17 protein-coding genes are annotated in these 18807 nt (G+C 67.7%); 9 read left to right on the plus strand and 8 right to left on the minus strand.

Translation table 11 applies throughout. From position 1 onward, the window contains the following. Positions 1-84 precede the first annotated feature (84 nt). Positions 85-261, plus strand: coding sequence for a CsbD family protein (locus tag PV772_RS14605; RefSeq protein WP_043452369.1), 177 nt, complete (start codon positions 85-87; stop codon positions 259-261). Between the two features lie 159 nt (positions 262-420). Here PV772_RS14605 and PV772_RS14610 read toward each other — a convergent pair whose 3' ends face one another. Next, complete coding sequence (locus PV772_RS14610) at positions 421-1476, minus strand: DNA polymerase IV (RefSeq protein WP_347886649.1); 1056 nt, start codon at positions 1474-1476, stop codon at positions 421-423. 126 nt (positions 1477-1602) lie between these two features. Between PV772_RS14610 and PV772_RS14615 the strand changes: the two genes are divergently transcribed. Continuing rightward, positions 1603-2340, plus strand: coding sequence for a dienelactone hydrolase family protein (locus PV772_RS14615; RefSeq protein ID WP_141159453.1), 738 nt, complete (start codon positions 1603-1605; stop codon positions 2338-2340). A gap of 102 nt (positions 2341-2442) precedes the next feature. Here the strand turns inward: PV772_RS14615 and PV772_RS14620 are convergent, their stop codons facing one another. Continuing rightward, positions 2443-3903: an amino acid permease gene (locus PV772_RS14620; RefSeq protein ID WP_141159452.1), complete on the minus strand. Its 1461-nt coding sequence runs from the start codon at positions 3901-3903 to the stop codon at positions 2443-2445. 209 nt (positions 3904-4112) lie between these two features. Between PV772_RS14620 and PV772_RS14625 the strand changes: the two genes are divergently transcribed. The 5 genes from PV772_RS14625 to PV772_RS14645 all read left to right on the plus strand — a co-directional run bounded on the left by PV772_RS14625 (position 4113) and on the right by PV772_RS14645 (position 8523). Next, positions 4113-4874: a lysostaphin resistance A-like protein gene (locus tag PV772_RS14625; RefSeq protein WP_347886619.1), complete on the plus strand. Its 762-nt coding sequence runs from the start codon at positions 4113-4115 to the stop codon at positions 4872-4874. Between the two features lie 51 nt (positions 4875-4925). Then, on the plus strand, positions 4926-5366 hold the full coding sequence (locus tag PV772_RS14630; RefSeq protein ID WP_307359571.1) for a VOC family protein: 441 nt from the start codon (positions 4926-4928) through the stop codon (positions 5364-5366). 22 nt (positions 5367-5388) lie between these two features. After that, positions 5389-6342, plus strand: coding sequence for a 1,4-dihydroxy-2-naphthoyl-CoA synthase (locus PV772_RS14635; RefSeq protein ID WP_043452376.1), 954 nt, complete (start codon positions 5389-5391; stop codon positions 6340-6342). Between the two features lie 12 nt (positions 6343-6354). Continuing rightward, a complete protein-coding gene (locus tag PV772_RS14640; RefSeq protein ID WP_347886620.1) occupies positions 6355-7566 on the plus strand; it encodes an AMP-binding protein in 1212 nt (403 codons plus the stop codon). A gap of 75 nt (positions 7567-7641) precedes the next feature. Further along, entirely contained in the window at positions 7642-8523 is an 882-nt protein-coding gene (locus PV772_RS14645; protein ID WP_141182387.1) for a 1,4-dihydroxy-2-naphthoate polyprenyltransferase, read from the plus strand. On the opposite strand, the gene PV772_RS14650 is transcribed toward PV772_RS14645, so the two are convergent. After that, positions 8520-8831, minus strand: a complete 312-nt coding sequence (locus PV772_RS14650; RefSeq protein WP_347886621.1) for a DUF4229 domain-containing protein — start codon at positions 8829-8831, stop codon at positions 8520-8522. The two genes, PV772_RS14645 and PV772_RS14650, sit on opposite strands and share 4 nt — an antisense overlap. A gap of 61 nt (positions 8832-8892) precedes the next feature. Between PV772_RS14650 and PV772_RS14655 the strand changes: the two genes are divergently transcribed. Next, entirely contained in the window at positions 8893-9282 is a 390-nt protein-coding gene (locus PV772_RS14655) for a PLD nuclease N-terminal domain-containing protein (protein ID WP_347886622.1), read from the plus strand. Positions 9283-9287: 5 nt separating this feature from the next. Next, positions 9288-9857 carry a hypothetical protein gene (locus PV772_RS14660; RefSeq protein WP_246839845.1) on the plus strand — a complete coding sequence of 190 codons (570 nt, stop codon included), beginning with the start codon at positions 9288-9290 and terminating at the stop codon, positions 9855-9857. A gap of 10 nt (positions 9858-9867) precedes the next feature. Here PV772_RS14660 and PV772_RS14665 read toward each other — a convergent pair whose 3' ends face one another. The 5 genes from PV772_RS14665 to PV772_RS14685 all read right to left on the minus strand — a co-directional run bounded on the left by PV772_RS14665 (position 9868) and on the right by PV772_RS14685 (position 18771). Further along, a complete protein-coding gene (locus tag PV772_RS14665; protein ID WP_347886623.1) occupies positions 9868-11373 on the minus strand; it encodes a dynamin family protein in 1506 nt (501 codons plus the stop codon). Next, positions 11370-13238: a dynamin family protein gene (locus PV772_RS14670; protein ID WP_347886624.1), complete on the minus strand. Its 1869-nt coding sequence runs from the start codon at positions 13236-13238 to the stop codon at positions 11370-11372. The genes PV772_RS14665 and PV772_RS14670 overlap by 4 nt, the downstream gene beginning before the upstream one ends. A 95-nt stretch (positions 13239-13333) precedes the next feature. Continuing rightward, on the minus strand, positions 13334-14380 hold the full coding sequence (locus PV772_RS14675) for an IniB N-terminal domain-containing protein (RefSeq protein ID WP_347886625.1): 1047 nt from the start codon (positions 14378-14380) through the stop codon (positions 13334-13336). Between the two features lie 163 nt (positions 14381-14543). Continuing rightward, a complete protein-coding gene (locus PV772_RS14680; protein ID WP_347886626.1) occupies positions 14544-16631 on the minus strand; it encodes a LuxR C-terminal-related transcriptional regulator in 2088 nt (695 codons plus the stop codon). Between the two features lies 1 nt (position 16632). Beyond that, complete coding sequence (locus PV772_RS14685) at positions 16633-18771, minus strand: Hsp70 family protein (RefSeq protein ID WP_347886627.1); 2139 nt, start codon at positions 18769-18771, stop codon at positions 16633-16635. Between the last annotated feature and the right edge of the window lie 36 nt (positions 18772-18807).

The following is an 18807-nucleotide window of genomic DNA, read 5'->3' on the forward strand; positions in this document are numbered from 1 at the left end:
GCGGGAGGGCTTGAAATAGTAAGCAGGCTTTGCTTATCGTGAAGGGGCACGGTTGATCGACGGAAACGAAAGGAGGCCGGAACCATGGGCCTCGGAGACAAGATCAGTAACGCGGCAGAGGACCTTGGCGGCAAGGCCAAGGAAGCTGCAGGCAACGCGACCGACAACGACCGCCTGAAGGCAGAAGGCCAGGCCGACCAGGTCAAGGCAGACGCCAAAAAGGTGGGCGAGAGCGTGAAGGACGAATTCAAGCGCGACTAGTCCTTGCTGGGGCAGCCGCAGCGAACGGCGTGCTGCCACAGCCCAAAACGGCGGCGGATCCACTGGATCTGCCGCCGTTTCGCTGTCACCGAACCATCGACTGCCGGGTACCTGTCGTTTTGAGGCCTGAAAACGACAGGTACGGAGCAATGGTTGGGGTTACCAACCGCTGCGGGTGGGTGTGTGCCCCTGCCGCGAGTCGTCCGGCATGGTCATTTCGGCCCGCAGCCCGAGGAGCCGGACAGGACGCCCCGGCTCGATCTTCGCCGCCAGGTCAAGGGCCTTGGCCAACACCTCGTCGGCATCGGTGGTCTCCGGGATTTTCCGGCCATACGTCTTGGTGGTGAACGGGGCGTAGCGCACCTTCAGGGTCAGGCCCACCACGGGCCGCCCCTCGGCAGCGACATCCTCCAGGACGTGCGCCGCCAACTCGCGGACGGCGTCGTCAATCTGTTGCGGCTCCGCCAGGTCCCGCTGGAAGGTTGTTTCACGGCTGTGCCCCCGCGCCACCCAGGGGGTGTCATCGACGGTCCGGGAACCGTCGCCCCGGCCAAGCTGTGCATACCAGGGCCCCATTTTTGGACCGAATTCGGGAACCAGGTCAGCGGGGTTGGCCGCTGCCAGTTCAGCAACGGTCTTGATGCCCAAGGTGGCGAGGCGGCGGGATACCGCCTTTCCCACACCCCACAGCTCAATCGTGGGCCGCTCCCCCATGACCTCCAGCCAGTTGTCCTCCGTGAGCCGGAAAACACCGGCGGGTTTACCGAAGGTGGCGGCGACCTTGGCACGGACCAAGGTGTCGCCGATGCCGACGCTGCAGTGCAGCCGGGTTTCCGCCAGGACTGCCTGCTGGAGTTGGCGGGCGAAGGCCTCCGGATCAGACGTTTCAAGGCCTACGAATGCCTCGTCCCAACCAAGCACCTGGACCGTGGTTCCCGGCTGTGAACGGAGCACCGCCATGACCTTCCCGGACGCCTCAACATAGGCGTCATGGTCCACGGGCAGGATCACCGCGTCCGGCACTTTTCGCGCCGCGATCCGCAGCGGCGTGCCCGATCCCACGCCGTAGGCACGTGCTTCGTAGGACGCTGTGGACACCACAGCACGCTCGGCAGGATCGCCACGGCCGCCTACGATAACCGGCCGGCCCGCCAGCTCGGGGCGGCGCAGCACCTCGACGGCCGCGATGAACTGGTCCAGGTCCACATGCAGCACCCACGGTTCGCTCACAGGCCCCAGTCTGCCCCGGCGGACCGCCCGGCACCACCCCGGCCACCCGCCGTAGTAATTCCCGGGCGCAACCGGCGAGACATCCCCGGACCGGCCGGTTAGCCTTGGCCCATGACGAATGTAGACCTGAGTGCGGAGAGCGCCGCTGCCGGCGGCTCGCCCTCCCTGAACGGCTACCTCGCCGTACCTGCTGGACAGGGTCCTTTTCCCGGCGTCGTGATGATCCATGAAGCGTTCGGCCTGGATGACCAGACCCGGCGGCACGCGGACCGGCTGGCAAAGGCCGGATACCTTACCCTGGCCTTGGACCTGTACAGCGACGGCGGCCCGCGGCGGTGCCTGGTGGGAACCATGCGGGCCATGGCGGCCCGCGCCGGCAGGCCTTTCACCGACATCGCCACAGCCCGTACCTGGCTGGCGCAGTCCGAGCTGGGCAATGGCAGGACCGGGGTAATCGGATTCTGCATGGGCGGCGGCTTTGCCCTGCTCACCGCGCGCGACGGGTTCGATGCCGCCTCCGTCAACTACGGCCGGCTCCCGGGCAAGGAACAGCAGGACCTGGTGGAGGCACTGCGTGGCTCCTGCCCCATCGTGGCCAACTACGGCGGAGCGGACAGGTCCCTGAAGGGGGCCGCGGCGCGCCTCGAATCAGCCCTGGACCAGCTGGGCATCGAGCACAGCGTGAAGGAGTTTCCCGGCGCAGGCCATGCTTTCCTCAATGACGAAGAAATCGGACCAGTACTCCTCCGCCCGCTGATGCGGGTCATGGGCGTGGGGCCGGACCCGGCATCCGCCCCCGAGGCCTGGCGGCGCATCGAGGACCACTTCGCCAGGTACCTGAAGGACTGAGGCAGCCAGCCGGGTGGACCCATCCCGGCACCCTGTGGAAACGCCGACGGCGGGCCGCCCCTCCAAGGGGTCGGCCCGCCGTCGAACGCAGTCCGGAAAAACCTAGCTGAAGAGCTCGCTCTTGGGCTGGTTGTCCTTGACCTTCTGCCAGCCCAGCCAAAGGACCACGGCGAAGAACGGAATGGTGGCCAGCGTCCAGAGGCCCAGGTAGAAGACCTCGCCGTCCTTGCTGGTCATGGTGTCGAAGCCGATGAGCACGGTGATGACGAGCAGGGCGACGAGTCCGGCCCAGCTGGTCCAGGGCGAGCCCGGCATGGGCAGGCTGGAGACGTTGCCCTTTTTCTTCCGCAGCGCGATCTGGCTGGCGAAAATGGAACCCCAGGTGAAGATCACGCCGATGGAGGCGGTGTTCAGGGCGAGGTCGAATGCGTGGGAACCGCCCAGCCAGATGTTGAGGAGGATGCCCACCAGGTAGACGCCGCCGATGGCCAGGATCGCCGCGTAGGGCACGTGGCGGGTGGACATGCGGGTCAGCCACTGCGGGGCGTGGCCGTTGTTGGCCATGGTCCGGAAGATCCGGCCGATCGAGTACAGGCCTGAGTTGCACGAGGACAGTGCAGCGGTGATGACGATCATGTTCATGACATCGCCCATCCAGCCCAAGCCCATCTGGCCGAAGACGGTGACGAACGGGGAGGTGCCGGCATGGTACTGGTCCGAGGGAAGCAGCATGGCAAGCAAGGTCACGGAGCCGACGTAGAACACGACAATGCGGAGGACGACGGCGCGGATCGCCTTGGGAACTTCGCGTTCCGGGTTCTGCATCTCGCCCGCGGTGATGCCCACCAGCTCGATGGCGTTGTAGGCAAAGATCACGGCGTTCAGGACCAGGATCATCACCAGGGCGCCCTTGGGGAACATGCCGCCGTCGGCCGCGAAGAGGTTGTTCACCGATGCGTGGCCCCCGCCCACCTTGGCGTTGGTGACCACCATGAAGGTGCCCACGGCCAGGAAGATGACGATGGCGGCGACCTTCAGGACGGAAGCCCAGAATTCGAATTCACCGAAAGCCTTCACGCTGAACAGGTTCACGGCCACCAGCAGCACCAGCGCTGCGATGGCGGACAGTTCAACGGGGACGTTGGGGAAGAAGAACTGGAAGTACAGGCCGATCGCGATGAGCTCGGCGATGCCGGTCATGGCCCAGTTGATGAAGTACATCCAGCCGGAGAGGAAGGCGCCCTTCTTGCCGAACATCTCGCCGGCGTAGCTGACGAACGATCCGGAGGTCTGGCGGTACATGATGAGCTCGCCCAGGGCCCGCATGAGCAGGTAGGCGATGACGCCGGCGATGGCGTAGGAGAAGATCAGGGCCGGGCCGGTGGAGGCAAGGCGTCCGCCGGCGCCCATGAAGAGGCCGACGCCGATTGCGCCGCCCATGGCGATCATGGTGACGTGGCGTCGGCCAAGCGTCTTTTTGTATCCCTCGGCGCTGAGGGAGGGGTCGACGGCGGAGGATGGCGCCGCGCTGTTCTTTAGTTCTGTGGGGGTACTTTGAGGCACAACTGTTCCTTGTGGGTTGGGGGTTGGCCGCATCCGGTCTACGTATGATCAAGCTCACAAAATTCGGCCTTTAGGCCTGGGGACCAGCAGATGTGAGGGTGAATCGGCCGAACTGCCGAAGCTTCACGCGGCCTGACCATCTTACAAGACGGTGTGGGGTGGTACGTGACGCGCACTACACGGCCGCCCCCGGCGATAGGCTTGGAGGCATGGCCACAGCCCACCGCTTACCGCCCGCCCCGCAGCCGCAGCTGTACCGATTTTCCCCGCTGGACCTGGCCACGCTGTGCCTCTACGTTGCCATCGCCGGCTTCTTCGCGGTGGCCGGCAACGTGCTCGCGCCCTTGCTTCGGCAGATCGCCCCATCCCCGGCAGCGGCGTCCTACGCCGTGAACCTGCTGTTTTATGCCTCGGTGGGAATACTGGCGCTCCTGGCGGCCCGCAGAGTGGTGGTCAGGGACCTCAAGGTCCTGGCAACCCGGCCATGGTTCACGCTGCTGATGGTGCCGGCAGCCGTCATCGCCATGATGATCCTCACCGCCGTGGTGGTGGCAGCCAACGGGCAGGTTGAAACCTCGGCCAACCAGGCAGGGCTGCAGGCACTGATGCAGCAGGTCCCGGCATGGCTCATGGTTCCACTGCTGGTGGTGGTGGGCCCGTTCGTGGAGGAGTATATTTTCCGCCACCTCCTTATTGGGAAGATGTCCCGCCGCGTGAACATCTGGATCTGCTGTGCGCTTTCGGTGGCGCTTTTCGCGGCCCTCCATATCGTGGGCCAGGAGGCGGTGACCCTGACTGCGCTGCTCCCCTACCTGGCGATGGGCGCCACGCTGGTGTTCGTCTACATGTGGACCGGGAAGAACGTGATGTTCTCCTACTTCGTCCATGCCGCCAAGAACCTGCTGGCCGTGGTCCTGGTGTACGCCATCCCGCCGGAGCTGATCAACCAGATGCAGAACGTCCAGGCCTGAGCACCCGCACGGGACCTTCCCCAACGAGCCGGCCGCCCGTACCGTGGACGGATGGGACTGAACATCCAGATCGTCGTCGATTCCGCCAGCCCGCACGAACTGGCCGACTGGTGGGCCGAAACCCTGCAGTGGGCGGTGGAACCGCAGGACGCAGCCTTCATCCGCACAATGATCGAGCAGGGCTACGCCACCGAAAACCAGACTATGACGCACCGCGGGAACCTGGTGTGGAAGGACGGCGCCGCCATCCGGCCACCGGAAGAGATTGAGGCCAAGGATCCGCAGCGGCGCATCCTGTTCCAGACCGCACCCGAGGGAAAAACGGTGAAGAACCGGGTGCACTGGGACGTCCGGCTGGACGGCAGGGACAAGGATGAGGTGCGGCGCGAACTCGAGGCACGCGGGGCTTCCTTCCTTTGGTCTGCTCGGCAGGGACCGCATTCCTGGCACACCATGGCGGACCCCGAGGGCAACGAGTTCTGCATCAGCTAAGCACGATTACTAGACTTGGACGGTGAGCAACCAGATCCCCGCCCCGGTGTCCGACGTCTTCGATCCCACGCGCTGGCGGGTGGTCTCCGGCTTCGAGGACTTCCAGGACATGACCTACCACCGGCAGGTGGAGCGGGATTCCGACGGCGGCTGGGTACGTGACCTGCCAACGGTCCGGATCGCATTCAACCGGCCCGAGGTCCGCAACGCGTTCCGGCCGGGGACCGTTGACGAGCTCTACCGCGCCATGGACCACGCCCGGATGACCCCCGACGTGGCCACCGTGCTCCTCACCGGCAACGGCCCCTCCCCCAAGGACGGCGGCCACTCCTTCTGCTCCGGCGGCGACCAGCGGATCCGGGGCCGGGACGGCTACCGGTACGCCGACGGCGAGACCCAGGAAACCATCGACCCCGCCCGTGCAGGCAGGCTCCACATCCTTGAGGTCCAGCGGCTGATGCGCACCATGCCCAAGGTGGTCATCGCCGTCGTCAATGGCTGGGCGGCCGGCGGTGGCCACTCACTGCATGTCGTGTCAGACCTGACCATAGCGTCCCGGCAGCACGGCAAGTTCAAACAGACCGACGCCACGGTGGGAAGCTTTGACGCCGGCTACGGATCAGCGCTCCTGGCCCGGCAGGTGGGCCAGAAGACGGCCCGCGAGATTTTCTTCCTGGCCCGCGAATATTCCGCGGAAGACATGGTCCGCATGGGCGCGGTCAATGAGGCCGTTGACCACGAACGCCTGGAGGAGGTGGCACTGGAGTACGCCGCGGACATCGCACGGCAGTCCCCGCAGGCCATCCGCATGCTGAAGTTCGCGTTCAACCTGGCCGACGACGGACTGGCGGGCCAGCAGGTGTTCGCCGGCGAAGCCACCCGGCTGGCCTACATGACGGACGAAGCCGTGGAGGGCAAGGAGGCCTTCCTGCAAAAACGCGACCCCGACTGGTCACGCTTCCCGCACTACTTCTAAGGCAGGACGGCAATGAACAGCGAAGCCTCACCCAGGACGGGCCACGGCGGTCGGCTCAACATCGAACCGGCCCTGAAGGCCCTCGCGGCCGCCCTCCATGGCGAGGGCCCCGCCGTCGAACTGTCCGTGGGCCCGGACGGCGGCCTGATCGTTGGGCACGTCGAGACCCCCGGCTGTGACGACGCCGTGGCCGTGGTCCGCACGTCCGGGTCCACCGGGGCACCCAAGGCAACCCTGCTGACCGTGGAGTGCCTGGCGGCCTCCTCGATGGCCACCGCGCTGCGGCTCAAGGGCGAGGGCCAGTGGCTGCTGGCCCTGCCCGTCCAGTTCGTTGCCGGCATCCAGGTGCTGGTGCGGTCCCTCTTTGCCGGCACCCGGCCCTGGGTCATGGACATGTCCGGCGGCTTCACCCCGGAGGCCTTCACCGCGGCCGCGCTGGAACTGACGGACAAGATCCGGTTCACGTCCCTGGTCCCCACGCAGCTCCAGCGCCTCCTGGACCAGCCCTCCCCCGAGACGCTCGCCGTGCTGCGGCGCTTCAACGCGGTCCTGCTGGGTGGCGCGCCTGCGTCCCCGGCCCTGCTGGCCGCCGCCCGCGATGCCGGAGTCCGGGTGGTCACCACGTACGGATCCGCGGAAACGTCCGGCGGCTGCGTGTACGACGGCTACCCTCTGGAAGGCGTCTCCGTCCGGGTGGCTAAAGACGGCCGCATCCTGCTGGGCGGGGACACCGTGGCCGCAGGGTACATCGAAGCCCCTGATGAAGAGACCGGGACGTTCTTCGAAGAGGACGGCGTGCGCTGGTACCGCACCAGCGACCTCGGCTCGATCGACGACGACGGCCGGCTCACCGTGCTGGGCCGGGCCGACGACGTCATCATCACCGGCGGCGTCAAGGTTTCCGCCGGTCACGTGCAGGAGCGGCTGGAACAGGACGACGCCGTCGCGGCGGCGTTCGTGGCCGGGGTCCCCTCCGCCGAATGGGGCCAGGCGGTGGCGGCCTACGTGGCGCTGGCACCCGGCCGTGGAGCCGCCGCTGAAGCCGGACCCGGGCAGGAGGCAGGGGATCCCGCCGTCGCCCTTCAACAGCGCTGGCAGCAGGAGCTGGGGGTGCTGGCGCCCAAAACGGTCCGCACCGCGCCGGCGCTGCGGATGTTGCCGAACGGAAAGCCGGACCGGCTCGCCATGACCGCCGAACTCAGCACGCAGCACGGAGGAAAGTAGAGTGGACCTGCACCACCGCGGCGGGTGCGCACGTTCCATCCAGCCGTCTTACCGAAACAACACGAGGTACTAACCGTGGCAACAGCCGCCCAATGGATCCAAGGCGCCCGACTCCGGACGCTGCCGGCAGCGATCGCGCCGGTGCTGATCGGCACTGCCGCAGCCTATGAGATGGGCTCGTTCCTCCTGCCCAACGCCATCCTCGCTGCGCTGGTGGCGCTCCTGCTGCAGGTGGGCGTGAACTTCGCCAACGACTACTCGGACGGCATCCGCGGTACCGATGACGACCGGGTAGGCCCCCTGCGGCTGGTGGGCTCCGGCGCCGCCAAGCCGGAACACGTCAAGTGGGCGGCGTTCGGAACGTTCGCGCTGGCCATGGTGTTCGGCCTGGTCCTGGTGGTCCTCACCCAGGCCTGGTGGCTGATCCTGGTGGGCCTGGGCTGCGTCATGGCGGCGTGGGGCTACACGGGCGGCAAGAACCCTTACGGCTACATGGGGCTCGGCGACCTGTTCGTGTTCGTCTTCTTCGGCCTGGTGGCCACCCTGGGCACCACCTACACCCAGGCCGGGCACATCAGCCTTTCCGCGGTCATCGGGGCCATCGGTACCGGGCTGATCGCCACTGCGCTGCTGATGGCCAACAACGTACGGGACATTCCCACGGACATGCAGGCGGGCAAAAAGACCCTGGCCGTGCGCCTTGGCGACAAGCACGCGCGCGAAAGCTACGTCCTGATGCTCGCCGTCGCGATCCTGCTGGTGGTCATCCTGGCACCGGGTCGGCCGTGGATCCTGATTGTGCTGCTGCTCATTCCGGCCTGCCTGATGCCGGCGTGGCTGATGATCAACGGCCGCAAGCGCAAGAGCCTGATCCCGGTGCTGAAGCAGACCGGCCTGATCAACCTCGGCTACAGCGTGCTGTTCTCACTGGGATTGATCCTCAGCCACGGGTTCTAGTTCTTCTTGCTGCTGCCCTTGGCGTTGTTGATGGTGATGTCCGGGTTGGCGTCCAGCAGGGCGTCCTCGGCGTTGGCGTCCTGGACCTCTCCGGCGGAGCGCAGCGGCTTGGCCTTCCCCGAGAACCGGTGCTGCAGGGCTGCGGAGGCGGCGTCGCGCTGCTTCTGGAAGAAGAGGTAGCTGATGGCGAAGGCAATGAGCGCGGCGCAGACGACGGCCATTAGCGCCCCGACCTGCAGGAGCATGAACAGGACGAACAGGGGCAGGAAGATCGCCAGGCGGATCAGGGAATATTTCAAAAAGGCCACTATTCAAGTTTAGCCGCCCCGGCCCGCGGCCCCTGCGCGTCCTGACGATAGACTTGATGGCATGCTCTTCCGTGTGGCTTTGGCCGTCGCAGTCCTCGTCATCTTTGTGTATGGCCTGGTGGACGTGATCCGCACTGAAGGCCGCCTGACCCGCGGGATTTCGAAACCCGCGTGGATCATCGTCCAAATTGTCCTGCCCGTCCTTGGTGCCCTCCTGTGGCTGCTGATCGGCCGGCCGCGGGGCTCTGCGCAGCCGCGGCCCAGCTACCCGCACCCCACCGCTCCGGATGATGACCCGGAATTCCTCCGCAACCTTGAGGCACGCCGCCGCAGCCAGGCTGAGGCCGATCGCCTCAGGAAACTCCGCGACGACCTCGAATCCAAGGCCAAGGAGGACGGCGGGAAGCACCAGCACGGCACCGACGAACACGATGCCGACGGACTGAAATAGCGCTGATGGCGTCCCCAGCCGGCGGCGAAGAACGGCGCCTGTCCGCTCCCCCACCAAGGCCCGGCCTGTCCCACTCCGCCCCACCGCCCATCCCGGCCAGCCCCGCGTTGCCGCGGACCGTCCGTGCCGCCCGCTCGCTCTGGCTCTTCAGCTTTGCCGCCGGACTGGCCGTCCTGCTGGGGTCCTTGGCAGCCCGGGACTCGAACCTGCGGCGGCTTCGCGGGGTGGTGGCGGACATGGCCGCAGGCCGCGACGCCGATTCGGTTGGAACCGCGGCGGACATAGTGTTCTGGGGCAGCATCGTTGCCCTGCTCCTGGTGACGGTGCTTGAGGCTGCTGTCCTGGCCGCCGTGCTGGGCCGCAGGGCATGGGCACGCTGGACATTGATTCCGCTGCTGGCCAGCCATCTCCTTGTCCTTTTTCTGGCGTCCGCCTTCCTGGTCCCCGCCGGTGCCGCCGGCAGCTACGTCGTGATGCTTTGGGGCGCCGGAGTGGTCCTGGCCCTCGCAGGGCTGGTGCTCCTGTTCCTTCCCCCTGCCGGAACCTGGCTCAAGGGCGGGCGCGGCCGGGCCTGAGCGCGGGCCCCTAGGCTGACTGCGGCTGCCGGGCCGTGCCGGTTTCGCTGCCGGTGCAATCCGCCAGGACGCCCTCGCAGCTGCGGATCACCACCCTGCAGGCTTCCACGGCCGACCGCGCAGTCAAGGGATTTTCGGACACCCTGCGCCAGCGGGCCAGCACGCAGCGCGCCTCGGCGGCAAGCGCCTCCGGACCCGTGCCGGACGCCACGCCCAGCCGCTGCGATGCTTCGGCGCCCAGGCCCCCGATAAGCCGTTCGGCTTCCGCCGCAAGCTCCGGGGCCAATTCCACTCCCGACGTCCGCAGCGCGGCCAGCAACCGCAGCTCGCGGAATTCGTGCGCGTTGGCCTGCAGCCGCTCCAGGGACTCCGCCAGGCGTTCGGTCCCCTCCCGGGGCCGGCCGGCCAGCAGGCTTTCCACCGCTGCCAGCGCTGTCCTGGCCTTCAGTGCCTCTGCCCTCGCCAGAAACTGACGGTCCAGCAGCTCCAGCAACGGGTCCAGCCCGCTGCGCCTGGCCAGTTCGTGGGCCAGCGGGGTCGGGTCGCCAAACCCGTTGCGGACCAGGACCACAGCCAGCCGGATGCCAAAGAGTCCGTAGCGTTCCAGCAGTGACGCACGGGCCTCTTCGGTCAGTTCCCGCGGTTCCGCCGAGCGGCGGAACCTGTCGGCCGAAAGCAGCATCCTCTCGCGGGCAGTTCGATCAATGGTGGCAAGGAGCCGGAGGGCCTCGAAGTCCGCCTGGCGCAGGGTGCGGGCGCTTTGGGCCAGGAGCCCAGCCACAGGGACGACGCCGAGCGCGAGCTTGCGGAGGTTGGGGTCCCGGCTGTACCGTTCCGCGATGGCACCGGCGGACAGCAGCGAGTCGATTCGTCCGGCTCCCACTTCGTCCGCCCGCGACAAAACTGCAATCGCATTAACGGTGCCAGAGCGACCGGCGGCTGTGTCGCGGAAGGACTCCAGGAACCGGATGTCGGATGCGTGCAGGTGCCGCAGGAGGTAGACCACGGCATCAGCTTCCGACGCCGAATCCTCCGGAGTGAGGAACCTGACCGACCGTGCGGACACCTCCTGGGAGAGGGAGGCGATCCCGGGGGTGTCGATCAGGGTTATGGCCTGCAGGGCCGGCGAGGGCCATTCGACGTCGAGGCGCTCCACCTCGTCCGCCCGCGCACCGTCGAGGACGAAGACCAGGCGGCCGTCTGCGCGCTTCAGGGGAAGGTTACGGGGCTCGCCCACAACAGGGTGCAAGGTGATGCGCGGTGTGTGGCCATACCGGTACCAGGTGACAATCCGGGTACATTCGCCGGTGTCGGTTGGCGCGATTTCCTCGCCGATGATGGCGTTCAGCAGGGTGGATTTTCCTGCCTTCACCATTCCCGCAATGGCAATCCTCAACGGCTCGGCCAACCGCTGCGCATGGCCCTGCAGCGCCTGGATGGCGGGCGGGTCATCGGCATACACCTCGAGTGCCTCGCGGATCAGGCCTGCGGCTCCGGCCGTGGTGGACGCCGTCATCCCACCCCCGCCGCAGAACGGGCACCGGAGGCGGAAACTTCGGCAGACACCGCTTCCGCGGCGCGGTGCAGGGCATCCACCTTTTTGAGTTCAGCCTTGATGTCCTGAATGCGGCCCTCCCTTTCCTGGGCGTAGGAATTGGCTGCCTTCTGGGCTGCTGCCACCGAATCCGACAGGGACCGGTGGTATTCGTCGGCGATCTCGGTGAAGTGGTCCCGGATGGTGCGCTGCACCAGGCGCAGCCTGTCCTTCAACTGCTTTCCCACCTGGAACGTCACATCGTCCAGCTGCCGCCTGACCAGCGCCTTGGCCTCCCCCTGCCGCCGCTTCAGCCGCGTTTCCTTGTCCTCCCGGTAGGCCTTGCGTCCCAGCAGCAGCCCGGCGCCCACCGAGAGCGGATTGATCAGGGCCATCCCGAAAATGCCGGTCAGCAGCCCAAACATCAGGACGCCTCCGTAGGACCCGCGCATACCGATGAGGACCTTTTGGATGGGGTTCACGCGGCCAGGGTCCAGCGCCGGCATCTGGTCCACCGGGTCCAGCGCGTCCCCGGACTCCGCCACATGCAGGACGGGCAGGGCCACCTCGTCGGCGGCAAAGTGTTCGGCCACCTGCGCCGCCAGCCATTGGGACCGCTCGCTGGTCCAGACGAACGTGTCCGAAACCGCTGCGGCAACGCATTCCTCAAGCCACTGGGAGAATTGCGTCCAGACCGGCCCCGGGTCGCCCTGGTCGATGGCCGTCTCGGCTTCCCTCTGGATCCGGCGCAGGCGGTCGCGGAGATCGTATTCCATGTCGGCGATGAGGTCGTTGATGCCATCGCTGAGCGTCAGCTGCCACCTTGCCGAGCGCTTCCGCAGTTCGTCCGCCTCCGTCTTGGCCTGTTCCAGGGCTGCGAGCATCTGCGGGGTGCCGCGGGGGTTCTCCAGCGCCTCAAGCTCGGACTGCAGGGACAGACGGAGGTTCTCGGTGACGGAGAGCAGGTCCTGGCTGACGGAGCGCCGCTGGATGCGCTGGGCCTTTCCCACGATCTCATTGCGCAAGTGGGCCACCAGGTCCGGGAAACCGGATTCACTGTTGAGCTCGGCGTCCTGGAGCCGTGAAGCCTCCAGGCGGAGGTCGGCCGACAACGGGAACAGCGGGATGTCAGGTGCCACCTGCTCCAGGTGGGCCCTGTCCAGCTCCTCGACGCGCCGCCAGTCCGGGTAGAGGTCTGTCTTGGACAGGACCGCGGCCACGCTGGGGGTAATGCGCATGGCCTGGCGCAGGAACCGCAGCTCCGGTTCCGTGTACTCCTGGGATGCGTCCGAGACCAGCAGCATGGCGTCCGCGGTGGGCAGGGCGGTGAGGGTGGTCAGGGTGTGGGCCGAGCCCATGCCGCCAACGCCCGGGGAATCGATGATGGTGAGGCCGCCGGTCAGGATGCGACGGGGCAGGCAGACTTCGGCTGCCGTGAGGTTGCGGCTGTTTCCCGGGTTGCCCTGCTCGGAGACAAGGGCCGGCAGGTCGGAAAGTTCGATGGGACGGCGCTCCACGCCGTCCTCCGCGGCCAGGCCGTGCGCGTCCCCGGCAGGGGTGTCCGTCGCGGGGACCAGGACGGCGGCCGAAGCCGGTTCGCCGTAGCGGACGATGGTGGGCAGGGAAGTGGCGATGTCGTCGTCCACCGGGCAGACCGGAGCGTTGACCAGGGCGTTAATGAGCTTGCTCTTGCCCTGTTTGAACTCCCCCACCACAATGACCCTGATGCTGGGGTCCTGCAGCCGGGCCATTGCCTGCTCCAGCCTTCGGCGGAGGTCAGCGCGGTCCCCGTCGCCCACCAGCTGGAGCCCCTGTTCCAGGAGCTTCACCAGCTGTCCGGCTGTCATGGGCCCCGGTGGCCTTGCCGGTCCTGCCTCTGCCACAGCGTGTCCCCCTGCCCAGTGCCCGCCCGCGCGGCGGTTCGCCTTACGGAACTAGCGTGTTACAGCGCGGTGGAGTCGTCAACCACTGCATCATCGATGGCCGCATGGTTGTCCGGGTCCACATCAGTGTGCGTGGAGCTGTCCTCCGTGAAATCGAGTTGGTTGTCGGCGGCCACCAGGCTGTCCTCCGCGAGGCTCGTGGCCGGGTTGTCCTGGAAGGCGTCGTCCGCGTGGACTTCCACTGCCGTGGCCATGGAACTGTCCTGGTTGAAGGAATCGTCCACATCCACGGCACTGTTCGTGGAATTGTCGTTGAACGAGTTCCTGGCGTCGAGGTCCATGTCGGTACTGACGGAATGGTCCGAATAGTCCGGGTGGTAGGAATTGTCCGGGCTGTCGTTAAAGGAATCGTCCACGTCCAGGTCGAGGTCAGTATTGAAGGAGCCGGAGATGTCCGTCTCCTCGGTGCCGATGCTGACGTCACCGCCGGCATGGACGGAGTTGTCCGTGGAGCTATCGGTCGAATGGTCGGTGTTGTAGGAATCCCTGACGTTGTTGGAGTCCCGGACAGCGGCGTCGTCACCGGCGGCGACGGCACGGTCGCCGGAAGCCACCGCGGCGTGGTTGTCGAACCACTGCTCCACGTCCCCATCCGCCCAGATGTTCTGGTTGACGGACTGGTCCGTAATGGTATCCCGGTCGTCCAGCATGGTGGTCTGGGTGGTGTAGGAGAAGTGGTTCACCACGTTTTGGAGCTGCTGGACCGCATGGGCGTGGTCATCGTGGTCGTAGTTGGCGCCGCCATAGCCGGCAGCCATCCCGCCGGCGTGGATGGCCGGGGCGTTTCCGGCGTGTGTGGCGGGAGCACCTGCGGACCCGTGCCACACGCTGCCGGCGTTTCCCCGGACGAAGGAGAGGGCATTGAGGGTGATGGGCGCATAGTCGAGGACGACTGGCATCGCGGCGTCAACGTCGGCCGAGCACACGTTGGCCAGCCCGTGTTCCTCAAGCGCCCTTTCCGGGTTATCCAGGAACGCCTGGACCGCTTCCCGGTCCCCAAAAAGTTGCATGAGGAACTGGACAAGGTCATTTGCGAGCGTTGGCATATGCGTGGTCCTCACATCTTCATTGAGTTGTGGATCATCCGGTGAACGTATCCGAGTGTTTCCAACCTAGATACGTCGCCGGGGACAGGGCATCGGGCGCATCCCCCCTACCCGCGAATGCCGTTCCGGGGCGCCAGCACCTCCGCGCGTAGGGGTATTAGGGTTATTCCTGCTGTGGATTCAACTGCTGGGAATGCTCCACGCCAAGGGACAGGCGGAGGCGGGCCAGCAGGTCTGACCTGTTTTCCGCCCCCAGCCGGCGCCGGATCCTGGCGATGTGGTGCTCCGCCGTCCTGGGCGAGATGTAGATCGCCTCGCCGATCTCCCGGTACGTCTTGCCTTCAAGCACCAGCCTGGCCACTTCCTTTTCGCGCTCGCTCAAACCGGACGCGTCCGGCTGGGCCCCTTTGCCTCCGTTGTCGGCACCGGTGCCGGCCTGCACTTCCGCTGCCCCAGACGCTCCGCCGGCGGGGCTCCCCTGCGGATGAAGGTCCCGGGCGCACGAGAGCAGGCGCATCATGTCGCGCCGCTCCTCCGCACGGGCTGCGGCATGGCCGGCGAGCCGGGCACCCTCCCATGGCATTCCCACCGCACCGAGCAGCCTTGCCGCGCCCTCCACCTCCGCGGTCCGGAAGCGGCCGGCCAGCACGGAGACCCAGGCCTTGCCTGCCGTGGCGAGTACGGCAGCGAGCTGGCTGTGGGTAGACGCCCGTGCCAATGCTGTTGCGTGCGGGGCGAGATCGGCCGGGCTTTCGCTCAGCAATGCAGCCTGCACGGCGGACCAGTGCAGGGGAACGGCCCACAGAGCAGGGCCGCCCAAGCGCCCCAACAGCTTCCAGGCGTCCTCCAGGTACTGCGCCACGCGGCGCGTCTCACGCAGCCTGGCGGCTGCGATCAGCAGTTCCCCCCACGGCAGCAGGTTGTACAGGTCCACTGATGTGTGGAGCATGGCTTCGCGCGCCCGTTCCCATGCCCTGATGAGCTCGGGGACGTCGCCGTTCCTGCGGGCAAGGCCCACTTCCAGGGCCGCGCTCATGAACTCATCGCGCGGGACCAGCGGCCAATGGTTTGCTTTGGCTGCTTCCGTGGCCGCCAGCCGGGCGTCCTCCAGTTTGTCCTGCATCATGGCTGCCCAGGCCTGGAGCAGCAGGAGCCGGGGCTGGGCAGTATGGCCGCCCTGCCCGGCCGCCGCGGCTGCCCGGCAGACGGTTTCGGCCAGGTGCGGTTCCCCGCTGTGCAGGGCCAGCAGGGCCGCCAGCGCGGCGGGCGTTTCGGGCAGCGGAAGGGCTGTGCCTGCAGAGTTCAGCATGTCCGAGGCGTGGATCAGGATGGGGATGCCCTGGTGCGGTTTGTCTCCCAGGGATGCGAGGATTCCCTGGCCGGTCTGCACCAGGGCGGCCGCGAGGAGCGTTGGCGAGGCCGCAGGAGCCTCAGGCCTGAAGAAGGCCTCCGCCGCTGCCCGGTCGCCGGCGCCGATCATGGCGACGGCAGCGAGCGGGGCGGAGGGTCCCACCCGTCCCGGGCCCAGCCAGCTGTACACGTCCGCGCCCCGGGCCAGCATGCCGCGCTGAGCCCAAACGGCAGCAGCGACGTCGGCTCCGCGGCGCACGTCCGGCGGATCCGGGCTGACCAGGAGGGCATCGATGATGCGGGCCGCTGCGTCGAGTTCCCCGTCACCAGCGGCGGCCTGGGCGCGCCGGGCTGCCAAGGCAAGCGGATCGGAGCCTGCCAGGAGTGCTTCCTCGTAGAGTTGCGATGCAAGGCGGGGGTCGGTTTCGAGCATGGCGTCCGCCGCCTGCTCCAGTTCCGCAGCCACCCGGGGATCCGCCAGGCCGCCCCTGGCCAACTCGCGGGCCAGGTTGCCAAGTGGTTGGCCCGCGGACGCGAAAACCGTCACCAGCTCGCGCTGGAGCGCGTGGACTTTGGCGGTGGGCGCGGCGCTCAGCAGCGCGTGCTGGGCGGTCCCTACCACCGTGCCGTCCGGTGTCAGCAGCCCGGCCGCTTCGGCGCGGTCCACCAGGGAATCGAGGTCCTCCACGGTGCCACTCATCAACTTGTGCTGGAGGTCCGCGGGCAACGGGCCGGGCAGGGCGAAGCCAACCGAGAGCGCCAGCAGCAGCTCCCGCAGGGCAGCGTTCGCGCCTTTCAGCTGTTTGGCCATCAACTCCGCCACATGGGGTGGGTGCCCCTGGTGGTCCGGTGCGGTGTGCAGTGGTACGGGCCGCTCTGCCCGCTGCAGGTTTCCATCCATGTCAGGCCCCCGGTGAGGTGGTCGAGGCTGTTGCGACGGCAGTTTCACTGGGACTGGTGGTGGCGTCCTCCGGAGTGGGTGACGGTGCAACGGCCGGGGTGGGCGTCAGGTCAGCCGTAGGGGAAACGACGGGATCACCTGTCGGGTCCGGGGCCGCCATGGTGGTGGGCACCGCGGTGGGGGTCGTTTCCCCGGTGCCGGGGGACGACGTGCCGGGATCAGGGGTAGGGGTGCCGGAACCCGACGGTTCGCCGGTGCCTCTGGGCGACGGCGTGCCCGGGTCCGTCGTTGTTGGCTGGGTGGTGTCCGTGGGGCTGGGCGTCGTAGGGTCCGGCGACGCCGTGTCAACGGGGGCGGGGCCTGTTGGGACGGCCTCGGCGGTGCCCGGCGGCATTGCCGGACCCACGGTGGCCGAGTCGGGAATGATACCCGTCCCTGTTGCACCCGTGTTGGCTCCGGGGGGTGGATTCCCGCCGGCGGCTGCCGGGCCGCCCGGCTTTGCTCCGCCCACGGCCAGTTCACCTCCCGAGGCCTGCCGGGTGGTCGGTGAGGCGGATACGTCAAGTCCGGGTACCTGCCCGATTGGCTTCCGGACACTCGCTTCGATGCCTGCCAGTGGCTGGGGCGCATCCACCGTTGGTGTTGCCCCTGCACCCGGAGTTGCCTGGCCGGTGGAGCCGCCCTCCGTGCTCGCGCCGGCCTGCGGCACGAACATGGCGGTCAGGCTTCCAAAGCCGTCGGGACTTTGCGCGGCAGTTGCCGTGAGGACCGTCAGGAGCGCAGCCGCCGCGGCGACGGCAGTGATGCGGACGGTGGGTTTCGGTGCATGGGCTCCCCTTCCACCGTGCCACTCACGCCGGCCGGCGCCCTGCCCAGGCCCGGCTCCCGCCGTCGCATATTTGCGGGACCAGCTGGGCATCGCCGGTCCGGTCGGGGCGGGTGGCACGGCCGGGGGTACGACGACGGCCGGCGCCCCTTCGCTGCGCGCATCAGTCCCTGCCGCAAGGGTTTTCTTGGCTTCAGTTCCCGCCGGTGCCGCCGCTTCCAGGGCTGCTGCGGTATGGGCCAGTAGCGCCGCCACGGCCGCCCCCAGGCAGATGGAGGACTTGGGGTCCGCGTCCACTGCAATGGGCCGGTCCAGCTCCTCTGAGACCACCTGGGCCACCAGCGGGATCCGCGACGAACCGCCGATCAGCAGCACCGTCGACAGGTCCGCCGGCGCAAGGTGGAGCTGGGCCAGGGAGTGTTCGAGCGCATCCACCGTTTCCCGCACGGGCTCTTCGATCAGGGCCTCAAACTCTGAACGGACCAGGCGGACCTGCTGCTGCACGCCCGGCAGGAGCACCGGAATGCTTGCCTCGCTGTCCGCAGACAGGGCTTCCTTGGCTTCCACGCATTCGCGCCGGAGCCGGGCCAGGGCGCCGAGGACCGCGGGATCGGTGGCATCAAGGTCCGCCAGGGCATTGCCGGTATGGGCGGCGACGTAGCTGAATACCGCAGCGTCGAAATCGGCGCCGCCGAGGTCTTCAATGCCCTCGGGGCGGCCAAGCAGTTCGAAGCGGCTGGTGCCGACCTTCCTAAGGACGGCGGTGTCGAAGGTGCCCCCGCCGAGGTCGTACACGGCGATGGTGCTGCCTTCCTCCACGCGCACCTGGGATGCGTAGTGCAGTGCGGCGGCCTCGGGTTCGGGGAGGAGGGTCACGTTCTGCACGCCGTGGGCGGTGAGGGCCTCGCGGATCACGGACAGCCGGTGGCTGCCCCAGGCGGCCGGGTGGGTCAGGTAGACGGCCGACGCCGGACCGCCCTCGCGTTCTGCGGCCCGGTCTGCAACCCAACGGGCGACGGTGGCGAAGACGTCCTCCGGCTGCAGTGACAGGGTGCCAAGGATGATGGGCACGTCGTCGCCGATGCGGCGTTTGAATTCACGGGCAACGCGTTCCGGCGAGTCCAGTCCGCGGCGTTCCGCAGCCTCGCCCACCAGGACGGTGCCTTCCTCCGGGAAGTAGACCACGGAGGGGATGGAAGCTCCACGCGCGCCCAGGGGCAGGCACTCGGGCACAGCGGAAGGACCTTGGTGAAAGCGAACCACGGCGGCTGCCGTGAAACTGGTCCCGACGTCTACGGCGAGTGCGTAGCTCATTGTTACCTCGGAAGGCTGGCCGTCCACATGCAAGCT

The sequence above is a fragment of the Pseudarthrobacter sp. CC12 genome, from assembly GCF_039907755.1.
GTDB classification, from domain to species: Bacteria; Actinomycetota; Actinomycetes; order Actinomycetales; family Micrococcaceae; genus Arthrobacter; species Arthrobacter niigatensis.

Coding starts and splice junctions, on each gene's coding strand:
- PV772_RS14605 (WP_043452369.1), top strand. CDS start 85: ATGGGCCTCGGAGACAAGATCAGTAACGCGGCAGAGGACCTTGGCGGC.
- PV772_RS14615 (WP_141159453.1), top strand. CDS start 1,603: ATGACGAATGTAGACCTGAGTGCGGAGAGCGCCGCTGCCGGCGGCTCG.
- PV772_RS14625 (WP_347886619.1), top strand. CDS start 4,113: ATGGCCACAGCCCACCGCTTACCGCCCGCCCCGCAGCCGCAGCTGTAC.
- PV772_RS14630 (WP_307359571.1), top strand. CDS start 4,926: ATGGGACTGAACATCCAGATCGTCGTCGATTCCGCCAGCCCGCACGAA.
- PV772_RS14640 (WP_347886620.1), top strand. CDS start 6,355: ATGAACAGCGAAGCCTCACCCAGGACGGGCCACGGCGGTCGGCTCAAC.
- PV772_RS14655 (WP_347886622.1), top strand. CDS start 8,893: ATGCTCTTCCGTGTGGCTTTGGCCGTCGCAGTCCTCGTCATCTTTGTG.
- PV772_RS14660 (WP_246839845.1), top strand. CDS start 9,288: ATGGCGTCCCCAGCCGGCGGCGAAGAACGGCGCCTGTCCGCTCCCCCA.
- PV772_RS14665 (WP_347886623.1), bottom strand. CDS start 11,373: ATGACGGCGTCCACCACGGCCGGAGCCGCAGGCCTGATCCGCGAGGCA.
- PV772_RS14670 (WP_347886624.1), bottom strand. CDS start 13,238: ATGACAGCCGGACAGCTGGTGAAGCTCCTGGAACAGGGGCTCCAGCTG.
- PV772_RS14675 (WP_347886625.1), bottom strand. CDS start 14,380: ATGCCAACGCTCGCAAATGACCTTGTCCAGTTCCTCATGCAACTTTTT.
- PV772_RS14680 (WP_347886626.1), bottom strand. CDS start 16,631: ATGGATGGAAACCTGCAGCGGGCAGAGCGGCCCGTACCACTGCACACC.
- PV772_RS14685 (WP_347886627.1), bottom strand. CDS start 18,771: ATGAGCTACGCACTCGCCGTAGACGTCGGGACCAGTTTCACGGCAGCC.